The 21,001-nt window shown below is 72.4% G+C and carries 20 protein-coding genes; 13 read left to right on the top strand and 7 right to left on the bottom strand.

What is annotated here, in order from left to right; genetic code table 11:
• Positions 1–29: 29 nt before the first annotated feature.
• Together ABD297_RS06785 and ABD297_RS06790 are read right to left on the bottom strand one after the other, a co-directional pair.
• A complete protein-coding gene (locus ABD297_RS06785) occupies positions 30–920 on the bottom strand; it encodes a CDP-alcohol phosphatidyltransferase family protein (protein ID WP_344254080.1) in 891 nt (296 codons plus the stop codon).
• A gap of 65 nt (positions 921–985) precedes the next feature.
• Complete coding sequence (locus ABD297_RS06790; protein ID WP_344254081.1) at positions 986–1,651, bottom strand: phosphatidylserine decarboxylase; 666 nt, start codon at positions 1,649–1,651, stop codon at positions 986–988.
• A 69-nt stretch (positions 1,652–1,720) separates the two neighbouring features.
• Between ABD297_RS06790 and ABD297_RS06795 the strand changes: the two genes are divergently transcribed.
• The 7 genes from ABD297_RS06795 to ABD297_RS06825 all read left to right on the top strand — a co-directional run bounded on the left by ABD297_RS06795 (position 1,721) and on the right by ABD297_RS06825 (position 7,820).
• Complete coding sequence (locus ABD297_RS06795; protein ID WP_344254083.1) at positions 1,721–2,431, top strand: ABC transporter ATP-binding protein; 711 nt, start codon at positions 1,721–1,723, stop codon at positions 2,429–2,431.
• The gene (locus ABD297_RS06800) at positions 2,428–3,207 is read left to right on the top strand and encodes an ABC transporter permease (RefSeq protein ID WP_344254085.1); all 780 of its coding nucleotides are present in this window, start codon (positions 2,428–2,430) and stop codon (positions 3,205–3,207) included. The genes ABD297_RS06795 and ABD297_RS06800 overlap by 4 nt, the downstream gene beginning before the upstream one ends.
• 50 nt (positions 3,208–3,257) lie before the next feature.
• Positions 3,258–3,740 carry a DUF2231 domain-containing protein gene (locus ABD297_RS06805; protein ID WP_344254086.1) on the top strand — a complete coding sequence of 161 codons (483 nt, stop codon included), beginning with the start codon at positions 3,258–3,260 and terminating at the stop codon, positions 3,738–3,740.
• Between the two features lie 98 nt (positions 3,741–3,838).
• Entirely contained in the window at positions 3,839–4,804 is a 966-nt protein-coding gene (locus tag ABD297_RS06810) for a COX15/CtaA family protein (protein WP_344254087.1), read from the top strand.
• Positions 4,805–4,947: 143 nt separating this feature from the next.
• A complete protein-coding gene (locus ABD297_RS06815; RefSeq protein ID WP_344254088.1) occupies positions 4,948–5,649 on the top strand; it encodes a response regulator transcription factor in 702 nt (233 codons plus the stop codon).
• A complete protein-coding gene (locus ABD297_RS06820; RefSeq protein ID WP_344254089.1) occupies positions 5,646–6,782 on the top strand; it encodes a sensor histidine kinase in 1,137 nt (378 codons plus the stop codon). The genes ABD297_RS06815 and ABD297_RS06820 overlap by 4 nt, the downstream gene beginning before the upstream one ends.
• A gap of 9 nt (positions 6,783–6,791) precedes the next feature.
• Positions 6,792–7,820, top strand: a complete 1,029-nt coding sequence (locus tag ABD297_RS06825) for an NUDIX hydrolase (RefSeq protein WP_344254090.1) — start codon at positions 6,792–6,794, stop codon at positions 7,818–7,820.
• A gap of 68 nt (positions 7,821–7,888) precedes the next feature.
• Here ABD297_RS06825 and ABD297_RS06830 read toward each other — a convergent pair whose 3' ends face one another.
• Positions 7,889–8,863, bottom strand: coding sequence for a heme o synthase (locus tag ABD297_RS06830; RefSeq protein ID WP_425581142.1), 975 nt, complete (start codon positions 8,861–8,863; stop codon positions 7,889–7,891).
• Between the two features lie 281 nt (positions 8,864–9,144).
• On the opposite strand from ABD297_RS06830, the gene tkt reads away from it, so the two are divergent.
• Genes tkt through pgl form a run of 6 tightly spaced genes read left to right on the top strand, consistent with a single transcriptional unit; the run spans position 9,145 to position 18,079 of the window.
• On the top strand, positions 9,145–11,508 hold the full coding sequence (gene tkt, locus ABD297_RS06835) for a transketolase (protein WP_344254092.1): 2,364 nt from the start codon (positions 9,145–9,147) through the stop codon (positions 11,506–11,508).
• Between the two features lie 5 nt (positions 11,509–11,513).
• Positions 11,514–12,626 carry a transaldolase gene (tal, locus tag ABD297_RS06840; RefSeq protein ID WP_344254093.1) on the top strand — a complete coding sequence of 371 codons (1,113 nt, stop codon included), beginning with the start codon at positions 11,514–11,516 and terminating at the stop codon, positions 12,624–12,626.
• Positions 12,623–14,263, top strand: coding sequence for a glucose-6-phosphate isomerase (locus ABD297_RS06845; RefSeq protein WP_344254094.1), 1,641 nt, complete (start codon positions 12,623–12,625; stop codon positions 14,261–14,263). The genes tal and ABD297_RS06845 overlap by 4 nt, the downstream gene beginning before the upstream one ends.
• Positions 14,260–15,801 (top strand): glucose-6-phosphate dehydrogenase, encoded by a 1,542-nt coding sequence (zwf, locus tag ABD297_RS06850; RefSeq protein WP_344254095.1) that lies wholly within the window; start codon positions 14,260–14,262, stop codon positions 15,799–15,801. The genes ABD297_RS06845 and zwf overlap by 4 nt, the downstream gene beginning before the upstream one ends.
• Positions 15,798–17,348, top strand: a complete 1,551-nt coding sequence (locus tag ABD297_RS06855; RefSeq protein WP_344254096.1) for a glucose-6-phosphate dehydrogenase assembly protein OpcA — start codon at positions 15,798–15,800, stop codon at positions 17,346–17,348. Before zwf ends, ABD297_RS06855 begins: the two co-directional genes overlap by 4 nt.
• A complete protein-coding gene (gene pgl / locus ABD297_RS06860) occupies positions 17,345–18,079 on the top strand; it encodes a 6-phosphogluconolactonase (protein ID WP_344254097.1) in 735 nt (244 codons plus the stop codon). The genes ABD297_RS06855 and pgl overlap by 4 nt, the downstream gene beginning before the upstream one ends.
• Before the next feature lie 124 nt (positions 18,080–18,203).
• Here pgl and ABD297_RS06865 read toward each other — a convergent pair whose 3' ends face one another.
• The 4 genes from ABD297_RS06865 to ABD297_RS06880 all read right to left on the bottom strand — a co-directional run bounded on the left by ABD297_RS06865 (position 18,204) and on the right by ABD297_RS06880 (position 20,981).
• Positions 18,204–18,554 carry an RNA polymerase-binding protein RbpA gene (locus tag ABD297_RS06865; protein WP_142178143.1) on the bottom strand — a complete coding sequence of 117 codons (351 nt, stop codon included), beginning with the start codon at positions 18,552–18,554 and terminating at the stop codon, positions 18,204–18,206.
• 12 nt (positions 18,555–18,566) lie between these two features.
• A complete protein-coding gene (gene secG / locus ABD297_RS06870) occupies positions 18,567–18,812 on the bottom strand; it encodes a preprotein translocase subunit SecG (protein WP_030202140.1) in 246 nt (81 codons plus the stop codon).
• A 148-nt stretch (positions 18,813–18,960) separates the two neighbouring features.
• Positions 18,961–19,773: a triose-phosphate isomerase gene (tpiA, locus tag ABD297_RS06875; RefSeq protein ID WP_344254098.1), complete on the bottom strand. Its 813-nt coding sequence runs from the start codon at positions 19,771–19,773 to the stop codon at positions 18,961–18,963.
• Positions 19,773–20,981, bottom strand: a complete 1,209-nt coding sequence (locus tag ABD297_RS06880; RefSeq protein ID WP_344254099.1) for a phosphoglycerate kinase — start codon at positions 20,979–20,981, stop codon at positions 19,773–19,775. The genes tpiA and ABD297_RS06880 overlap by 1 nt, the downstream gene beginning before the upstream one ends.
• Between the last annotated feature and the right edge of the window lie 20 nt (positions 20,982–21,001).

The raw sequence follows: 21,001 nt of genomic DNA on the forward strand, positions 1-21,001 counted from the left end.
ATGGGCGCCGCACTCCAGTTAGGAGAGCCTTAGCCGCAGCGGCCTCCGTCGAGGCCGTCCCCGTCGAGGTCGTCGCCGTCGTCCCCGTCCTCGTCTCCGTCGTCGTCATCGAGGTCTGGCGGCATGATGACGGACGGCAGCCGGGTGCGCGGCGGTGCGACGGCGTCCTCGCCGAACCAGCGCCGGCGCAGTGGGGCGGTGAGCCAGCCCAGTGGCGAGGTCAGCACGTAGCCGTAGGCGAGCGCCATGCCCGTCGCCCCCGGGAACAGCACGAGGCCCAGGACGATGACGATGCCGAGCGGCACCGTGATGCGCAGGTGCCGGGGCGAGAGCAGGTCACGAAAGGACCGGAAGCGGAACGAGGAGGCCATCAGCGCGGCCGGCACCACGCCCGCGGCCACCGGCACGAGCGGTGCCCAGTCGTAGAGCGGGTCGCCGATGGCGAGCACCGTGGAGATGACGACGCCCGCGGCCCCGGGGCTCGCCAGCCCGACGAAGTAGCGCTTGTCGGCGAGCGGGTCGATGGTGACGTTGAAGCGGGCGAGGCGGTAGGCGGCGCAGGCGAGCCAGAACATGGCGCCGGCCCAGGCCCACACGGGGTAGGCGGGCAGGGCCCACGTGTAGACGAGCACGGCCGGCGCGATGCCGAACGAGATGAGGTCGGCGAGCGAGTCGAACTGCAGGCCGAACGGCGTGATCGCCCCGACGGCACGGGCGACCGCCCCGTCGCAGATGTCGAGCACGATCGAGATGGCGACGAGGACCGCCGCCGCGCGGAAGTGTCCCTGGAACGACAGCAGCACCGAGGAGAAGCCGCACAGCATGTTGCCGAGCGTGAAGAGGCTGGGGAGCGTGGCGCGCGCCCGGACCCTCGGGTTGAGCCGGTCGAGCGGGATGACGCGGGCGCCGGTCGCCGACACGAGGCGGATGCGACGACTGACTCTGTCCCGACGGCGGGGGCGCTCGTCGTGGCCCGGTTCGCCGTTCACGACGGGTCCGCTGCCGGGAAGCGACCCAGCACCGTCTCTCCGCCGATGGCGCGCTTGCCCTTGCTGACCTCGAGCTGGACCTCCGGCGGCACGAAGACGTCCATGCGTGACCCGAACTTCATCAGTCCCATCCGGGCGCCCGTCGCGACCTCGTCACCGGGCTCGATGCGGGTCACGATGCGGCGGGCGAGCTGACCGACGAGCTGTCGGTAGACGACCCGGCGCGGACGTCCGTCGACGACCCGCTCGACGATGATCTCGCTGCGCTCGTTCTTCGTGGCGCTCTCGGCGCGGTAGGCCGCGAGGAAGCGTCCGGGCGTGTGGGTGACGTCGATGACGCGGCCGCCGTAGGGCGAGCGGTTCATGTGCACGTCGAGCAGCGAGAGGAAGATGCTGACCTGCTGCCACTCGCCGGGTGGGGCGATCCCTGCCTGCGGCGGACCGACGTGCATGACGATGCCGTCCGCCGGGGCGAGCACGACGTCGGGGTCGGTGACCGGCGTGTGGTCCGGCGTGCGGTCGGGGTCGCGGAAGAACAGGGTCACCCCCGCCGTCAGCAGTCCGAAGGCGGCGGTCGTGCGCGGTCGGCGGGCCAGCGCGGCGACCACCGTCGGCGCGGCGGCCAGGGCGGTGAACGGCTTGGCTGCTGGGTCGATCTTCACGGGTGGGGCTCTCCGTCAGGGTCGGGCGGATGCGTGGGGCGTTGACCCCCGAGCCTAGACTCATGAGTCATGACCTCCGCGGTGACACTGTCCGACCTCCGCCGCACTTTCGGTCAGGTCGCCGCCCTCGACGGGTTGACGTGGAGCGCGCCCGAGGGCCGCATCACGGCGGTGCTCGGACCCAACGGTGCGGGCAAGACGACGGCCATCGAGTGCGCCGTGGGCCTCGGCCGCCCCGACAGCGGTGCGGTGCGCGTGCTGGGGGCCGACCCGTGGCAGGCGGGAGCCGACCACCGGGCGCGCGTCGGGGTCATGCTCCAGTCCGGCGGTCTGCCCAACGGCACCAAGCCGCTGCGCCTGCTCCACCACCTGTCCCGGCTCTACGCCGACCCGGTCGACGTCGACGCGGTGGCCCGCCGCCTCGGTGTCACCGACTTCGCCTCGACGACGGTCCGACGCCTCTCGGGCGGCCAGAAGCAGCGGCTGGCCCTCGCTGCGGCGCTGCTGGGTCGTCCCGAGGTCCTCTTCCTCGACGAGCCCGCCGCGGGGCTGGACCCCCACGGTCGCCTCGACGTCTGGGACCTCGTCGCCGAGCAGCGCGACGCCGGCACCACCGTCGTCGTGACCACCCACTCCTTCGAGGAGGCCGAGCGGCTCGCCGACCACCTCGTCATCATGAACGCCGGACGCACCGTCGCGGAGGGCACGCCCGACTCGGTGACGGGCGGTCGTTCCCTCGAGGACGTCTACTTCAGCCTGACCCGCAAGGGAGCCGCGTGAGCACCCCGACCACGCCCATGACCTCGACGCACGCGGGCGCCGCGTCCCCGCGCCGCCGCGTCCTCGCCCAGACGTCCTTCGAGGTCGGCAGCCTGCTGCGCAACGGCGAGCAGCTGCTCGTCTCCCTCGTCCTGCCCGCGCTGGCGCTCGTCGGCTTGAGCCTGACCAGCTCGCCGTCCCTGGGCCCGGGGACCCGCATCGACGTCGCGACGGCCGGGGTCATCGCGCTCTGCGTCATCTCGGCCGCGTTCACCGCGCAGGCCATCTCGACCGGCTTCGACCGTCGCTACGCGGTGCTGCGCTACCTCGGGGTCACCCCGCTCGGTCGTGGAGGCCTCGTGGCCGCGAAGGTGCTCGCCACGCTCGCCGTCGAGGTCGTGCAGGTCGCCGTCATCGCGGTCCTCGGGCTCGTCCTCGGCTGGCGGCCCGAGGCCTCCGGCATCGCGTATGCCGTGCTCTTCGTCGTCGTGGGCACGTGGGCGTTCGTGGCGCTGGCTCTCCTGCTCGCCGGCACCCTGCGGGCCGAGGCGGTGCTCGCCGTCGCCAACCTCGTCTGGGTGCTGCTCCTCGGGCTCGGTGGCGTCATCGTGCCCCGCACGGAGCTGCCCGCCGGCGTCTCGCACGTCGCCGCCCTGCTGCCCTCGGCGGGCCTCGCCGACGGGCTGCGCTCGGCCCTGGTCGACGGCCGGCTGAACCTGCTGGCCCTCGTCGTCGTCCTCGCGTGGGGACTGGTGGCCACGGTCCTCGCGGCGCGTCTCTTCCGATTCGACGACTGAACGCACGACACTGGCCGGACCGCACGACACCCGAACGGCCTGGAGGCGACGTGTTCGACTACATCTTCGGACTGCCGATGCACGCGCTCGTCATCCACGCGGTCGTCGTGCTCGTGCCGCTGTCGGCCCTGTCAGCGGTCGCCTACGTCCTGCGCCCCGCCTGGCGGCGCGTGCTCCGCTGGCCGACGGCCGCCGGCGCGGTCGTCTCGGGGGTCTCGGCCTTCGTGGCCGCCGAGAGCGGCGAGGCCCTGCAGCGCCGGGTGACCCGGGTGCGGGCCGGCTCGGTCGACCTCGCGATGCTGAACGACCACGTCGAGTGGGGTGACCGGGCCAAGCTGCTGTGCGTGCTGTTCATGGTGCTCACCCTCGTCGCGCTGTGGTTCGCGCGGCCCCCGGAGGAGGAGTCGCCCCGGGGCCACGCCTTCGACGTCCTCGTCGGGACGCTCGTCGTGCTGTCGGCCCTGGCTGCGGTCGTCACGGTGGTGCTCGCGGGCCACGCCGGGTCGGCGGTGGTCTGGAAGGGCCTCGCCTGACAGCCGCGCAGTCCGCCGCGAGCCCCGCCGCCCCGAGCCCGGCCGTGGGCTGAACAGGCGGTGCGGGAGCACCGCGGCGGGCGGCATACCCTTGCTGCGTGTCCTCCACGTCAACCGTGACCGACGTCGACCGCTCGACCGGCACCAGCCGGCTCGCGCGCGCCGCCGGTCGGCTCCCCTCCGTCCCGTCGTCCTGGGTGCGGCCGCTCCTGCTGGCCAACCTCGTCGGCGAGGTCGGCATCGTGGTCACCGGCGGCATCGTCCGACTCACCGGGAGCGGCCTCGGGTGCAGCACCTGGCCGGAGTGCCAGCCGGGCTCGTTCACGCCGGTGCGGACCCCGGCCAGCGGCTACCACGACCTCGTCGAGTTCGGGAACCGCATGCTCACCTACGTGGTCGCCGTCCTCGCGCTCGCGTCCCTGTGGGTCGTGCTGACCCACTGGCCCCGCCGTCGGCGCCTGCATCGCGTCGCCGGCGGCGTGCTGGCCGGCATCCCCGCCCAGGCGGTCCTCGGCGGCATCACCGTCCTCACCGGGCTCAACCCGTGGACCGTCATGTCGCACTTCCTCCTCTCCATGGTGCTCGTCGCACTGTCGGCGGCCCTGGTGCGCGGAGCCCACGACGAGGTCTCCGGGCCCGGCGAGCTCGTCGTGCACCCGCTCGCCCGCACCCTGGCGCTCGCCACCAGCGCGGTCGGCGCCGTCGTGCTGCTCCTCGGGGTCGTCGTCACCGGGTCGGGGCCGCACTCCGGCGACGCGGACCGGCCAGCACGCACCGGCTTCGACCCCCGGTTCGTCTCGTGGATGCACGCCGACGCCGTCATGCTCTTCTGCGGCCTCGTCATCGCGACGCTCGTGGCCGTTCGCATCAGCTCCCAGAGCGACGAGGCCCGCCGCGCCTGGACCATGGTGCTCGTCGTGACCCTCGCGCAGGGCCTCGTCGGCTACGTCCAGTACTTCACCGGGCTGCCGGAGCTCCTCGTGCTCGTGCACATGCTCGGCGCGAGCCTGCTCGTCGTCGCGCTCACCTTCGGCGTCCTCTCGACGCGCCGGCACCCGGTCTGAGCCCACGCTCGGCGCCCGGCGGGGCCCGCCGGGCCCACCCGCTCCCGCCCCGGCCCACCGATGAGGGGTCGGTCGGGACGGCCGTCACCGGATCGCAAGGACTTTCGCGGGTCGGCATCCACGTCGCTGCCTAGGCTGGCAGCGTGCCCACCGTCCTCGTCGTCGACGACGACCCCACCCTGCGCGAGGTCGTGGCCGGCTACCTGTCCCGCGCCGGCCTCGACGTCGTCGAGGCCCAGGACGGGCTCACGGCGCTGGTGCTGGCCCGGGACCGCTCCCCCGACCTCGTCGTGCTCGACCTGACCCTCCCGGGGCTCGACGGGCTCGAGGTGTTCCGGCGGCTGCGCTCGGAGCGCGGCGACCTGCCGGTCGTCATGCTGACGGCCCGCGGGGAGGAGTCCGATCGCGTGCTGGGGCTCGAGCTCGGGGCCGACGACTACGTGACAAAGCCGTTCAGCAGCCGTGAGCTCGTGCTGCGCATCCAGTCGATCCTGCGCCGGGCCGCCCCCATCACGGCGCCCGGCAGCCCGACGTTCGTCGACGCCGACCTCACGGTCGACACGAGGCGCCACCAGGCCTGGATGGGCGGCCGCCCCCTCGCCCTCACCAGCCGCGAGTTCGACCTGCTCGCCCACCTCATGGCGCACCCCGGCACCGCGTTCTCGCGGCGCGAGCTGATGCAACAGGTGTGGGGCTGGGAGTACGGCGACGAGTCCACCGTGACCGTGCACGTGCGCCGCCTGCGAGAGAAGGTCGAGACCGACCCGGCCCGACCCGTCCGGCTCCAGACGGTCTGGGGCGTCGGCTACCGCTGGGACGGCGCCACCGCGACGGCGGCGCCGTGATCGCCGAGGCCGCCCTGCTCGCCGCGGTCGCGGCGGTCGCCGTCGGTGCCGTGGGGGCCCTCGTCGTGCGCGCCCTCGCGGTGCGCTCGCTCGTCGCGGCCGCGGTCGTCGCGCCGGTCGTCGTCATCCTCAGCGTCGCCGTGGGGGTCGTCGTCACGGCGCGCGCCATGTTCATCAGCGACCACGACCAGGCGGTGACCTTGGTCGTGACGGCGACGTCGCTGCCCATCGCCGCCGTCTTCGGCTGGCTCATCGCCCGGCGCGTGCAGGAGCTGATGCGTGCCTCGGCCCAGGAGGCGGCCCAGCGCGACCGCGACCGCCAGGTCGAGCAGAGCCGTCGCGAGCTCGTCGCATGGGTCTCGCACGACCTGCGCACCCCGCTCGCCGGCATCCGTGCCATGGCCGAGGCGCTCGAGGACGGGCACGCCCCGGCCGACGGGTCCTACCCGGCGCGCATCAGGTCCGAGGCGGACCGCATGTCCGACATGGTCGGCGGGCTGCTCGCCCTCTCCCGACTGCAGTCGGGCACCCTGCGCCTCGACCGTGCCCCCGTCGACATCGGCGACCTCGTCTCGGACGCGGTGGCGTCCGCCCGGGTGCTCGCCGACCGGCGTGGGGTGCAGGTGACCGGGTCGGCGCCACCGCGGGCGGTCACGGCGTCCGCCGACGTCGGCGAGCTCTCGCGCGCCCTGTCCAACCTCGTGACCAACGCCCTGACGCACACCCCGGCCGGAGGCACCGTCGACATCTCGCTCACCGCCGGGCGGACGCACTCCGGACGTGACGACGTCGCCGCCGGCACGGGGCGCTCCGAGGTCGACGGGCCCGGCCCTCGGCACGAGAACGGCGAAGACGGCGGGGACGACGAGAGCGACCGGGTCGCCCGGGTCACGGTGGCCGACGCCTGCGGCGGCATCCCCGAGGACGAGCTCGACCGCCTCTTCGAGCCGGGGTGGCGGGGCACGCGCGCACGAACGCCCGCGGCCGGCGTCGGAGCCGGTCTGGGCCTGGCCGTCGCCCGGGGCATCGCCCGCGCCCACGGCGGCGACGTCACGGTCGCCAACACCGGACCGGGCTGCCGGTTCGAGCTCACCCTCCCCCTCCTCGAGGCCGGCCCCGACCACCGTCCCTAGGCTGGGGTGGTGACCGACCAGCCGACGCTCCGGGACGGCGACCTCGTGCTCCGGCCGTGGACGCTCGACGACAGCGACGCCACCAGGGCGCTGCACGACCGCGAGATCGCCCACTGGTTCGACTTCCCCGCGGTCGCGCCGTCCGCCCAGGAGCACCGCGCCTGGATCGAGGACACCCGCACGGAGTGGTCCGCCCGCACCAAGGTCACCTTCCTCGTGCAGTGGCGCGGAGAACCCGCCGGCACCGTCGACGTCCGGGTGCAGGACCCCGGGGTCGGCGTGCTGTCCTGGGCCGTCTACGCGCCCTACCGCGGCCGCGGCCTCGCGTGGCGGGCCGTGCGCCTGCTCGTCGAGTGGGCCTTCGACGCCCTGGGCCTGGAGCGCGTCGAGGCGCACGTCAACCCCGACAACCGCCCGTCCGTGCGCACCGCCCTCAGGGCCGGGCTGCGCCGCGAGGGACGGCTGCGCGGCAACGCGAGCCTCGGCGGGGTGAGGCAGGACACCCTCGTGCTCGGCCGTCGTCGCGACGACGCCCACCCGGACACCCGCGAGGGGTTCACGGCGATGCTGGACTCGACCCTGCCGACCAAGCGCGCGATCGCCCAGGGGGTGCTCCGGGCCGGCTCGGCCGGCGCGAGCCAGGTGCTGCTCTGTGAGCTGGTCTACAAGCGCGAGTGGGACCTGCCCGGAGGCGTCGTCGACCCTCACGAGTCACCGGCCGCCTGCGTCGTCCGCGAGGTCCGGGAGGAGCTCGACCTCGTCGTCACAGCGGGTCCGCTGCTCGCGGTGAACTGGCTGCCGGCCCTGCACGGCTGGGGCGACGCCACGGTCTTCGTCTTCGACCTCGGCACCGTCGACGCGCGGCTCATCGAGCGGGCGCACCTGCAGCAGCGCGAGATCCGCGGCGTCCACTGGACCGGTCCGGACGACTGGGCGGGTCGGGTCGCCCCCTACAACGAGCGGCTCCTGCGGGCGCTGGAGTCCCGACGCGGCGACGGCGCGACGATCTACCTCGAGGACGGCACGCCAGTCACCTGACGCGCCACACGGCATACGTCAGCGGTGGGCCGAGGCGCCCCGCAGGACCGGCGGACGCTACGGCCTGCTCAGGAGAAGAACGGGAGCGGCAGGTGCCAGATGGGGTCGAGCGCGACACCCACGAAGAGCACCGTGAGGTACGTGATCGAGAAGTGGAAGAGGCGCATCGGCTTGAGCACGTCCTCGGCCACACCCGCACGCGCCTTGGCAAGGAGGCGGTGGGCCTCGGTGAGGAACAGCCCACCCGCGACGACCGCGGCCACGGTGTAGACCCAGCCGACGTGCTGCACGGGAACGAGCGCCAGCGACGTGAGCACCATGGCCCACGAGTAGGCGACGATCTGTCGCGCGACGACGACGAAGCGCTCGACGACGGGCAGCATCGGCACGTGGGCCGTGGCGTAGTCGTCCTTGTAGCGCAGCGACAGCGGCCAGTAGTGCGGCGGCGTCCAGAAGAAGATGACGAGGAAGAGGATGAACGCCGACCAGCTCAGCGAGCCGGTCACGGCGGACCATCCGATGAGCACCGGCATGCAGCCCGCGGCCCCGCCCCACACGATGTTCTGGGCCGTGCGGCGCTTGAGGAGCAGCGTGTAGCCGAAGACGTAGAAGAGCAGGGCGCCGAGGGCGAGCCAGGCGCTCAGCCAGTTGACCAGCAGGCCCAGCCAGACCGTCGAGACGACGGCGAGCGCGATCCCGAAGACGAGCGCGCCGTTCGGGCTCACCGTGCCCGTCACGAGGGGACGGCGGCTCGTGCGGTGCATGACCGCGTCGATGTCGCGGTCGATGTAGCAGTTGAGGGTGTTGGCCGCTCCCGCGGAGAGGGTGCCGCCGACGACCGTCGCGACGACGAGCCAGAGGTTCGGCACGCCCTGGTCGGCGAGGAACATCACCGGGATCGTCGTGATGAGGAGCAGCTCGATGATCCGCGGCTTCATCAGCGAGACGTACTGTCCGACGAGGAACTTCACCCCGCTGCCGTCGGGACCGTGCAGCGCCGAGAGGTCGGCGCGGGGGTCCACCGTTGTCACGAAGATCCTCACCGCTGGTACGTCGCTCCGACCCGTGGGGTACGTGAGCATTGCGTCGCAAGTCTAGACCGTCGACGACGACGGCCGGCACCACACCCTGCACCACACCCTGCATCGCACCCGCTCTGCACGGACTACGCCCCGGCACCTCGCCGGGAGCTCCCGGTGGCCCGACGAGGAACCCACCGGCGCGCGGGCCGTACCGAGCGCCGGGCGAGGTGTCGTCCCTCACATCGCGGGGACTAGGCTCGTGGCCGTACGTGATCAACCCCTTGTTGAAGGAGACCCGTTCCGTGCCCACTGCTGCGTCCAGCGCCGCCACCCAGGCGAAGAAGCCCACCCGATCCGGCAGCTCGCCGACGGCGAAGACGAAGGGCCTGCTGGCACAGCGCGACCCGGGTCTGCCACTCCCCCAGGCGAAGAAGGCCGGCTGGAGCGACCTCGACGTCCGCGCGGTCGACACGACCCGCCTGCTCGCCGCCGACGCCGTCCAGAAGGTCGGCAACGGCCACCCCGGCACCGCGATGTCCCTGGCCCCGCTCGCCTACCTGCTCTACCAGAACGTCATGACGCACGACCCGTCCGACCCGGCGTGGCTCGGTCGTGACCGCTTCGTGCTCTCCTGCGGGCACTCGAGCCTGACCCAGTACATCCAGCTCTACCTCAGCGGCTACGGACTCTCGCTCGACGACCTCAAGTCACTGCGCACGTGGGGCTCGCTGACCCCCGGCCACCCCGAGGTCCACCACACCCCCGGCGTCGAGATCACGACCGGTCCGCTCGGCTCCGGTCTCGCCTCCGCCGTCGGCATGGCCATGGCGCAGCGGCGCCAGCGCGGGCTCTTCGACCCCGACGCCAAGCCCGGCACGAGCCCCTTCGACCACCACGTCTACGTCATCGCCTCCGACGGCGACATGCAGGAGGGCGTCTCCCACGAGGCCTGCGCCCTGGCCGGCCACCAGGAGCTCGGCAACCTCACCGTCGTCTACGACGCCAACCAGATCTCGATCGAGGACGACACCGACATCGCCTTCAGCGAGGACGTGGGCGCCCGCTTCGAGGCCTACGGCTGGCACGTCGCCCGAGTCGACTGGCGCCAGGACGCCGACGGCGCCACCTACGTCGAGGACGTCGACGCGCTGCTCGCCGCCATCCGCTCCGGTGACAAGGTCACCGACAAGCCGACCCTCGTCGTGCTCCACACCATCATCGCCTGGCCCGCCCCGACCAAGCAGAACACCGGCAAGTCCCACGGCTCCGCCCTCGGTGACGCCGAGATCGGTGCCACCAAGGAGCTGCTCGGCTTCGACCCGAAGAAGACCTTCACCGTCGAGCCAGCCGTCCTCAAGCACGCCCGCGACGTCGTCAAGCGTGGCAAGGCCGCCCACCGCGAGTGGGACAAGGCATACAAGGCCTGGCGCAAGGCCAACCCCGACCGCGCCGACCTGCTCGACCGCATCCTCGCCGGCAAGGCCCCGGCCGGTCTGGCCAAGGCGCTCCCGACGTTCCCCGCCGACGAGAAGGGCGTCGCGACGCGCGCCGCCTCCGGCAAGGTCCTCACGGCCCTCGCCGACGTCATGCCGGAGCTGTGGGGCGGCTCGGCCGACCTCGCCGAGTCCAACAACACCACCATGGAGGGCCAGCCCTCCTTCATCCCCAAGGGCAAGCAGACGCGCGAGTGGAAGGGCGGCCCGTTCGGCCGGACCCTGCACTTCGGCATCCGCGAGAACGGCATGGGCATGATCCTCAACGGGATCGCGCTCGAGGGCCTGACCCGTCCCTACGGCGGCACCTTCCTCGTCTTCTCCGACTACATGCGCCCCGCCGTCCGACTGGCCGCCATCCAGCAGGCCCCCGTGACCTACGTCTGGACGCACGACTCCATCGGCCTCGGCGAGGACGGCCCGACGCACCAGCCCATCGAGCACCTCGCCGCCCTGCGGGCGATCCCGGGGCTCGACGTCGTCCGTCCCGCGGACGCCAACGAGACGGCCGCCGCCTGGGCGCAGATCCTCACCAACAGCGACGGGCCCGCGGCACTCTGCCTCACGCGCCAGCCGGTCCCCACGTGGGACCGGAAGAAGTACGGCAAGACGAGCGGTGTCGCCAAGGGCGCCTACGTCCTCGTCGAGGAGTCCCGCCCCGGCGACCCCGACGTCGTCCTCGTCGCCACGGGCTCCGAGGTGCAGCTCGCGGTCCAGGCCGCCGAGCGGCTCGAGAAGTCCCGCATCGCAACGCGCGTCGTGTCGATGCCCTGCCGGGAATGGTTCGAGAAGCAGAGCCGTTCCTACCAGGACAAGGTTCTGCCGCCGGCAGTCCGGGCCCGCGTCAGCGTCGAGGCGGGGATCTCGATGGGCTGGCACGACGTCGTGGGCGACGCCGGGCGCATCGTCAGCATCGAGCACTTCGGCGCCTCTGCCGACCAGGCCACCCTGTACCGCGAGTTCGGCATCACGGCCGACGCGGTCGTCAAGGCCGCGAAGGACTCGATCAAGGCCGCCAAGGGCTCCACCAAGAAGGCACCGGGCGTCACCGAGACCAACCCGGCCCGGGCCGCCCAGAGCGCCTCCACCGACGTCATGGGCGCCGACGCGCAGACCGGCAGCGGCAACGCCGCCCACGCAGCCGCCGCCTCCGCCACGAGCAAGGGGAAGTGACCAGCATGACCAACCCGAACACCCAGGCCCTGTCCGACGCCGGAGTCTCCATCTGGCTCGACGACCTCTCCCGCGAGCTCATCGAGACCGGGAAGATCTCGGACCTCATCACCGAGCGCAACGTCGTCGGCCTGACGTCCAACCCGTCGATCTTCCAGGCCGCCCTGTCCAAGGGCGAGCGCTACAACGACGACCTCGCCGCACTGACCAAGGACGGCAAGGACGTCGACGAGGTCGTGCACGAGCTCACGACGTCCGACGTCCGCAACGCCTGCGACCTCTTCCTCCCGCTCTACGAGTCGACCAAGGGCGTCGACGGCCGGGTCTCCATCGAGGTCGACCCGCGACTCGCGCACGACACCGACAAGACGGTCGAGCAGGCCACGTCGCTGTATGCCGTCGTCGACCGCCCGAACGTGCTCATCAAGATCCCCGCCACCAAGGCCGGCCTGCCGGCCATCACGGCGACGATCGCCCAGGGCATCAGCGTCAACGTGACCCTGATCTTCTCGCTCGAGCGCTACCGCGCCGTCATGAACGCCTACCTCGAGGGCCTCGAGAAGGCCCACGCCGACGGGCACGACCTCTCGAAGATCCACTCGGTCGCGTCGTTCTTCGTCTCCCGCGTCGACACCGAGATCGACAAGCGGCTCGACGCCATCGGCACCGACGAGGCCCGCGGCCTCAAGGGCAAGGCCGGCCTGGCCAACGCGCGCCTGGCCTACCAGGCGTTCGAGGAGGTCTTCGCGACGCCTCGCTGGGGCACGCTCGCCGAGGCCGGCGCCAACCTGCAGCGCCCGCTGTGGGCCTCCACCGGCGTCAAGGACCCGGCCTACCCCGACACGATGTACGTCACCGAGCTCGTCGCCGCCGACGTCGTCAACACGATGCCCGGCAAGACGCTCGAGGCGACGGCCGACCACGGCGACATCCACGGGGACACCGTCACCGGCGGCTACGAGCTGGCGAGCAACCTGCTCGACGACCTCGAGCGCGTCGGCGTCTCCTACACCGAGGTCGTCGACCTGCTCGAGACCGAGGGCGTCGACAAGTTCGAGAAGGCATGGGGCGAGCTGCTGGAGGGCGTCACCGCGGAGATGGAGAAGGTGACGGCATGAGCTCGTTGTCCGTCAGCGCATCGGGAGCAGCGGCGGACGCGATCGGGAGGCACGTGCCGACCCTCGTCGACGACGCCGTCGCCAGCCGCCTCTTCGCCAAGGACGCCACCCTGTGGGGTCCCGACGCGGAGTCGGAGTCGCGGATCCGCCTGTCCTGGGTCGGTCTCCCCCGCTCGTCGCGACCCCTCGTCGGTGAGATCGCCGCCCTGCGCGACTCGTTCGCCGAGCAGGGACTCACCCATGTCGTCCTGTGCGGCATGGGCGGTTCCTCGCTCGCGCCAGAGGTCATCTGCGCGACCGCCGGCAAGCCGCTCGTCGTGCTCGACTCGTCGGAGCCCGACTACGTGCGCCGGGCCGTCGAGGACGACCTCGCGCACACCGTCGTCGTCGTCTCGAGCAAGTCCGGCTCCACCGTCGAGACCGACTCGCAGCGCCGCGCCTACGAGAAGGCGTTCTCCGACGCGGGCATCGACCCTGCGTCGCGCATCGTCGTGGTCACCGACCCCGACAGCCCGCTCGACAAGGAGTCCCGCGCCAAGGGCTACCGCGTCGTCAACGCCGACCCCGAGGTGGGCGGACGCTACTCGGCCCTGACCGCCTTCGGGCTGGTGCCGAGCGGTCTGGCCGGAGTCGACGTCGAGGCCCTGCTCGACGAGGCCGAGTCCGTGGCCGACCTGCTCGCCGCCGACGACGACGCCAACCCGGGGCTGCGCCTCGGCGCCGCGATGGGCGGCACCGAGCCGCTGCGCGACAAGCTCGTCCTCGTCGACGACGGCTCCGGCATCGTCGGTTTCGCCGACTGGGCCGAGCAGCTCATCGCCGAGTCCACCGGCAAGAACGGCACCGGCGTGCTGCCCGTCGTCACGGGCGGCGACACGGACCCCGAGGTCGCCTCTCCCGCAGGCGACGTGACCGTGGCCCGTCTCGTGGCGGCCGACAGCGAGTCGGAGCCGGCCACGGACGCCGCCTCCGAGGTCCGCGTCGGAGGCGCCCTGGGTGCCCAGCTGCTGCTGTGGGAGGTCGCGACCGCCGTCGCCGGTCGCCTGCTCGGCATCAACCCCTTCGACCAGCCCGACGTCGAGAGCGCCAAGAAGGCCGCTCGGGCCCTCCTCGACCAGGGCACCGGCGCCACCTCCGAGCCTGCCGCCGTCGACTGCGCCGTCGAGATCCGCGCCCTCGGCGGCTCCGGCGAGTGGCTCGGCGGCGCCACGAGCGTGGCCGCCGCGCTCGACGCCCTCTTCGGTCAGCTCGACCCCGAGCACGGCTACGTCGCCGTCATGGCCTACCTCGACCGGCTGGCGGACGCCGACCTCGCCGAGTGCCGCGTGCCGATCGCCCGCCGCACCGGCCGCCCGACGACGTTCGGCTGGGGTCCGCGCTTCCTGCACTCGACGGGACAGTTCCACAAGGGCGGACCGGGCGTGGGTGTCTACGTCCAGGTGACCACGGCCCCCAAGGAGGACCTCGCCGTCCCCGGCCGCGAGTTCACCTTCGGTGACTTCATCGCCTCCCAGGCCGGCGGCGACGCCGCGGTCCTCGCCGACCACGGTCGTCCCGTGCTCCAGCTCCATCTCACCGACCACGACGCAGGTCTCGCGCAGCTGCGCGAGGTCCTGCTGGCAGGAGGACCTGCATGAGTCCGGCGCGCATCTCGCACGGGCACAACCCCCTCCGCACCGCGGAGGACAAGCGCATCCCGCGCATCGCGGGACCCTGCGGCCTCGTGCTGTTCGGGGTGACGGGCGACCTGGCCCGCAAGAAGCTCATGCCGGCGATCTACGACCTCGCCAACCGCGGTCTGCTGCCGCCGGGCTTCTCGCTCGTCGGCTTCGCCCGACGGGACTGGGCGGCCCAGGACTTCGGTCAGGTCGTCCACGACGCCGTCAAGCAGCACGCGCGCACCCCGTTCAGCGAGGACGTGTGGCGCAACCTCTCCGAGGGCTTCCGCTTCGTGCCCGGCACCTTCGACGACCCCGCCGCCTTCGACCTGCTCGCCAAGACGGTCGAGGAGCTCGACCAGGACCGCGGCACCGGCGGCAACCACGCCTTCTACCTCTCGATCCCGCCCGGCTTCTTCGCCACCGTGTGCGAGCAGCTCGAGCGCTGCGGCCTGACGACGGCCGAGGGCGACAGCTGGCGCCGCGTCATCATCGAGAAGCCCTTCGGCCACGACCTCAAGAGCGCCCAGCAGCTCAACGAGATCGTCGAGGGCGTCTTCCCGGCCGACTCCGTCTTCCGGATCGACCACTACCTCGGCAAGGAGACGGTCCAGAACCTCCTGGCCCTGCGCTTCGCCAACCAGCTCTTCGAACCGGTCTGGAACGCCAACTACGTCGACCACGTGCAGATCACCATGGCCGAGGACATCGGCATCGCGGGACGGGCCGGCTACTACGACGGCATCGGCGCGGCCCGCGACGTCATCCAGAACCACCTGCTCCAGCTGCTCGCGCTGACGGCGATGGAGGAGCCGGTCTCCTTCGACGCCAAGGACCTTCGGGCCGAGAAGGAGAAGGTGCTCTCGGCCGTCCGCCTCCCCGCTGACCTCGACAAGGGCGCTGCGCGCGGACAGTATGCCGGCGGCTGGCAGGGCGCCGAGGAGGTCGTCGGCTACCTCGAGGAGGACGGCGTCGACCCGAAGTCGGTCACCGAGACGTTCGCCGCCGTCACCCTCGAGGTCGACACCCGCCGCTGGGCGGGCGTCCCCTTCTACCTGCGCACCGGCAAGCGGCTCGGCAAGCGGGTCACCGAGATCGCCGTCGTCTTCAAGCGCGCCCCGCACCTCCCGTTCGAGCACACCGCCACCGAGGAGCTCGGCCAGAACGCCATCGTCATCCGCGTCCAGCCCGACGAGGGCATCACGCTGCGGTTCGGCTCCAAGGTGCCCGGCGCCCAGATGGAGGTCCGCGACGTCACGATGGACTTCGGCTACGGCTCGTCGTTCACCGAGGCCTCGCCCGAGGCGTACGAGCGCCTCATCCTCGACGTGCTGCTCGGCGACCCGCCGCTCTTCCCGCGGCACGAGGAGGTCGAGTCCTCCTGGCGCATCCTCGACCCGCTCATGAGGCACTGGGCCAAGTCCGGCAAGCCGGAGCCCTACCCGGCCGGCACGTGGGGTCCGCCCTCGGCCGACCGCATGCTCGAACGCGACGGACGTACGTGGAGGATGCCGTGATCCGGGACCTGACCGACACCACGACCACGGGGATCAGCAAGACCCTGGTCCGCCTGCGCAACGAGGTCGGCGCGCTCGCCCTCGGGCGCGTGCTGACCCTCGTCGTCGTCGTCGAGGACACCGACGCGGGCAACGCCATCGAGGTCGCCAACCAGGCGAGCCGGCAGCACCCGTGCCGCATCATCGTCGTCATCTCCGGCGACCGGCGCGGCAAGAACCGCCTCGACGCCCAGATCCGCCTCGGCGGTGACGCGGGCGCGAGCGAGATCGTCGTCCTGCGGCTCTACGGCGCCCTCGCCAACCACGGCCCCAGCGTGGTCGTGCCGCTGCTGCTGCCCGACTCCCCCATCGTCGCCTGGTGGCCCGGCGAGGCCCCGGCCGACGTCGGCAAGGACCCCATCGGTGCGATGGCCCAGCGCCGCATCACCGACGTGGCCGAGCACCGCAACCCGCGGCTCATGCTCAAGAAGCGAGCGGCGAACTACGCGCCCGGCGACACCGACCTCGCCTGGACGCGGATCACGCGGTGGCGCGGGCTGCTCGCAGCCGCACTCGACCAGCCCCCCTACGAGCCGATCACCGGCGCCGTCGTCAGCGGCGCCCCTGACTCGCCGTCGTCCGACCTGCTGGCCGCTTGGCTCTCGCGCCGCCTGCGCGTGCCGGTGCACCGGGTCTCGACGCCACGAGGGTCGGGCATCGGCTCGGTGCGCCTCGAGCGCAAGAGCGGGCCGATCGACCTCGTGCGGCCGGGCGACGTCGTGGCGACCCTGTCCCAGACCGGCCAGCCGGACCGCCGCATCAGCCTCCCCCGACGTGAGCTGCCGGAGTGCCTCGCCGACGAGCTGCGCCGTCTCGACCCCGACGACGCCTACGAGGATGCCCTGCTGCACGGTCTGGGCGCCCTCCAGCCGGTGCGCCTGACGGCAGCAGCGGCGGCCAAGGCCGGCAAGGCTCCCGACCCCGCCGAGTCCCGGCGCCTGGCCGCGCGACTCGGGCGCGACGAGTCGGCCCAGGAGGCGAGTGCCATGATCTCGGCGCCTCCGGCTCCCGAGCACGCCGAGACCGAGGAGGTGCGCGCAGCCACGGCCCGCAAGCTCGCGGGCAAGCGCACCCCGCGCGAGAAGCAGGCGGCCAAGGATCGCAAGAAGAGCGCCGCGACCGCCTCGGCCGCAGGCAGCACGTCGACGACGTCCAGTGCGTCATCGGCGTCTTCCACGTCATCGGGGTCGTCCTCGTCGTCGAAGAAGGCCGGCACGTCGCGTCGCGCGCCCGCGCGCAAGAGCTCGCCGTCGGCGGCCAAGGCGTCCACGAGCAGGCGCTCAGCGAGCAAGGCGACGGCCGGCAAGACGTCGACAGCGTCCACGGCGTCCACGGCGTCCTCGACGGCCAAGAAGGCTGCGACGACGAAGGTCGCCGCGACGAAGACCGCCGCCAAGAAGACCGCGACGCGCACGACGGCAGGCACCCGCAAGGCCGCGGCCAAGAAGGCCACGACGAGCGGGACGGCGTCGCAGGGCGGCACGGGCAGCGGGACGGCCTCCTCGTGACCGCTGCCCCACGGGTCGTCGTCCACCCGGACAAGCAGGCTCTCGCCGACGCGGCCGCGGCACGGCTGGTGACCGCGCTCGTCGACGCCCAGACCCGCAACCCGGAGGCCCAGGTGGCCCTGACCGGCGGCTCCATGGGCTCGGCCATCATCGCCTCGGTCCTCGCGACCCCGGGCCGTGCAGCCGTCGACTGGTCACGGGTCCGCGTCTGGTGGGGTGACGAGCGCTACCTGCCCGCCGGCGACCCGGACCGCAACGACACCCAGAACGACGCGGCCGGCCTCAGCGAGCTGGGACTGGACCCGGCCAAGGTGCACCGGGTGCCGGGACCGGACGAGTCCGAGAGCGCCGAGGCCAGCGCCGAGACCTACGCGCGGTCCATCCGCGAGCACGGTCAGAAGGCCTGGGACGTGGTGCTCTTCGGCGTCGGGCCCGACGGCCACGTGGCGTCGCTCTTCCCGCACCACCCGGCTCAGCGGCTGTCGGACGCCATCGCCGTCGCCGTGCACGACTCCCCCAAGCCGCCCCCGGACCGCGTGAGCCTCACGTTCGAGTGCTTCGAGCGCAGCCACGAGGTGTGGTTCCTCGTGGCCGGCGGCGACAAGGCCGACGCCGTGGCCGCAGCCCTCGCGCCGGACGCCGACCGCTGGGACGTGCCTGCTGCCGGGCCGAGGGGTGAGGACGCCACGCTGTGGCTCCTCGACGCGGACGCAGCCGCCCGCGTGCGCTGAGCTCGGTCACGCAGGCGCGCCGGACGGCATACGTCCACCGCACGCACGAGACGACGAAGGGCCCGGGAGGATCTCCCGGGCCCTTCGTCGTGGGCTCGCCCGCAGCGGCGGACGACCCGTCAGGTCACTGGATAAGGCCGCGCTCGCGCAGCGTGCTCAGGGCCTCGTCGAGGATCGCGGCGCCGTCGGCGTCGCTGCGACGCTCCTTCACGTAGGCCAGGTGCGTCTTGTAGGGCTCGACCTTCGGCGGTGCCGGAGGGTTCTCCTTGTCCTGGCCGGCCGGGAAACCGCAGCGCGGGCAGTCCCACGTCTCGGGAAGCACCATGCCGGGCTCCTCGGCGAAGCTGGGCCGCGTCTCGTGCCCGTTGGAGCACCAGTAGGAGATGTGCACGCGAGGGGCGGAGTCGCCGCGCTCGGCCTCGCCCATCGGGCCGGCGCCGACCCGGCTCCCACGAATGGCGTTACCGCCTGCCATCTACTCGTCCTCTCAGCTCACGAAGCGGGCCAGCAGGCCCAGACCGATGATGGATGCCGCCCAGACGGAGGCCACGGCCACCGTGAAGCGGTCGAGGTTGCGCTCGGCGACCGACGACCCTCCGAGGGAGGTGGACATGCCGCCGCCGAACATGTCGGACAGGCCGCCACCCTTGCCCTTGTGCAGCAGGATGAACAGCGTCAGGACCATGCTGGACAGCACCAGCAGGACCTGCAGCACGATGCGAACCGCATCCACGTGGTCACTCCAAATCGTCGGGGTCCCGGGGGTCGAGGAGGCCGGTCGGCCCCTCCCCCACATAGTTCCGGGGCTCGGGCAAGGATACCTGCCCGAGTGCCCAACGGCCGAACGGACCTCTCCGGTCCGTCCGGCCGCCGGGGACTGCTCAGGACGTCGCGAGGTGGTCGCGGTAGCGACAGATCGACGCGAACTCGGCGGGGTCGATGGACGCCCCACCGACGAGGGCGCCGTCGACGTCCTCCTGCGCCATGATCGCGGCGACGTTGTTCGCCTTGACGCTGCCGCCGTAGAGCACGCGCACGCCGTCGGCGACGTCGCCGCTGTAGAGCTCGGCGAGCAGGGTGCGAATGGCCGCGCAGACCTCCTGCGCGTCGTCGGGGGTCGCGACCTCGCCGGTGCCGATGGCCCAGATGGGCTCGTAGGCGATGACGATCGACGCGGCCTGCTCCTTGGTGACGCCGTCGAGGTTCTCGCGCAGCTGCGCGACGACGTGCTCGACCTGTCGGCCCTCCTTGCGCACGTCGAGGCCCTCGCCGCAGCACAGGATCGGCGTCAGGCCGTGGGCGTATGCCGCCTTGACCTTAGCGCCCACGACGGCGTCGGTCTCCGCGTGGCCTTCACGGCGCTCGCTGTGCCCGACGGCGACGTAGGTGCAGCCGAGCTTGGCGAGGAAGGAGCCGGAGATGTCACCGGTGTAGGCGCCGGAAGCGTGCGGAGACAGGTCCTGCGCGCCGTACCTGAGGTCGAGCTTGTCGCCCTCGACGAGGGTCTGCACCGAGCGGAGGTCGGTGAACGGCGGGAGCACGGCGACCTCGACGGCCGCGTGGTCGTGCTTGGCGTCGCGCAGGGTCCAGTCGAGCTTCTGCACGAGGTGCGTCGCCTGCAGGTGGTCGAGGTTCATCTTCCAGTTGCCGGCCATGAGCGGGACGCGCCCCACCGGCCTGGTGTCCTTGGCCATCAGGCGTCACCCTCCTCGAGCACGGTCAGACCGGGCAGCTCCTTGCCCTCGAGGTACTCGAGGCTCGCGCCACCACCGGTGGAGATGTGGCCGAACTGCTCGTCCTGGAAGCCGAGCTGGCGGACTGCTGCTGCCGAGTCGCCGCCACCGACGACGGTGAGGGCGCCTCGGGCGGTGATGTCGACGAGCGCCTCGGCGAGGGCCTTCGTGCCGGCGGCGTACGGCTCCATCTCGAACGCACCCATGGGGCCGTTCCAGAAGACGGTGCGGCAGTCGGCCAGCTTGTCGGCGAAGAGCGCGCTCGACTCGGGACCGATGTCGAGGCCCATCCGGTCGGCCGGGATCGCGTCGACGGCGACGACCTCGTGGTCGGCGTCGGCGCTGAACGCGTCGGCCGCGACGACGTCGACGGGCAGGACGATCTCGACGCCCTCCTTCTCGGCCCGCTCCAGGTAGCCCTTGACGGTGTCGATCTGGTCGGACTCGAGCAGGCTCTTGCCGACCTCGTGGCCCTGGGCCGCGAGGAAGGTGAAGACCATGCCGCCGCCGATGAGCAGGCGGTCGGCCGTGCCGAGCAGGTTGCCGATGACGCCGAGCTTGTCGGACACCTTGGCACCGCCGAGCACGACGGCATACGGGCGCTCGGGGTCCTTGGTGAGGCGTCGGAGCACGTCGACCTCGGTCGAGACGAGGTCGCCCGTGGCGTGGGGCAGGAGGCGCGCGACGTCGTAGACGGACGCCTGCTTGCGGTGCACGACGCCGAAGCCGTCGGAGACGAAGACGTCTGCGAGAGAAGCGAGCTCACCGGCGAACCCGGCACGCTCCTCGTCGGTCTTGGCGGTCTCGCCGGCGTTGAAGCGGAGGTTCTCCAGGAGCAGCACCTGGCCGTCCTCGAGGGCCGCGGCCTTGGCCTTGGCGTCGTCACCGACGGTGTCGTCGGCGAAGACGACGTCGGAACCGAGCACCTCGCCGAGGCGCTTCGCGACGGGGGCGAGGGAGTACTTCGCCTCAGGGGCGCCCTTGGGGCGGCCGAGGTGGGCGCAGACGATGACGCGGGCGCCGGCGTCGGCCAGTCCCTTGATCGTCGGCGCCGAGGCGCGGATGCGCCCGTCGTCGGTGATGGTGGTGCCGTCGAGCGGCACGTTGAGGTCGGACCGGACGAGGACGCGCTTGCCGCGCAGGTCCCCGAGGTCGCTGGTGGTCTTCACGCGGGATGCCTCTTCGTCAG

It is taken from the genome of Terrabacter carboxydivorans, assembly GCF_039532035.1.
Lineage (GTDB): Bacteria > Actinomycetota > Actinomycetes > Actinomycetales > Dermatophilaceae > Terrabacter > Terrabacter carboxydivorans.

Bases quoted from the DNA above. Each gene is read 5' to 3' on its own strand.
- ABD297_RS06795 (WP_344254083.1), top strand. From the start codon at position 1,721: ATGACCTCCGCGGTGACACTGTCCGACCTCCGCCGCACTTTCGGTCAG.
- tal (WP_344254093.1), top strand. From the start codon at position 11,514: ATGACCAACCCGAACACCCAGGCCCTGTCCGACGCCGGAGTCTCCATC.
- ABD297_RS06845 (WP_344254094.1), top strand. From the start codon at position 12,623: ATGAGCTCGTTGTCCGTCAGCGCATCGGGAGCAGCGGCGGACGCGATC.
- zwf (WP_344254095.1), top strand. From the start codon at position 14,260: ATGAGTCCGGCGCGCATCTCGCACGGGCACAACCCCCTCCGCACCGCG.
- ABD297_RS06865 (WP_142178143.1), bottom strand. From the start codon at position 18,554: ATGGCAGGCGGTAACGCCATTCGTGGGAGCCGGGTCGGCGCCGGCCCG.
- tpiA (WP_344254098.1), bottom strand. From the start codon at position 19,773: ATGGCCAAGGACACCAGGCCGGTGGGGCGCGTCCCGCTCATGGCCGGC.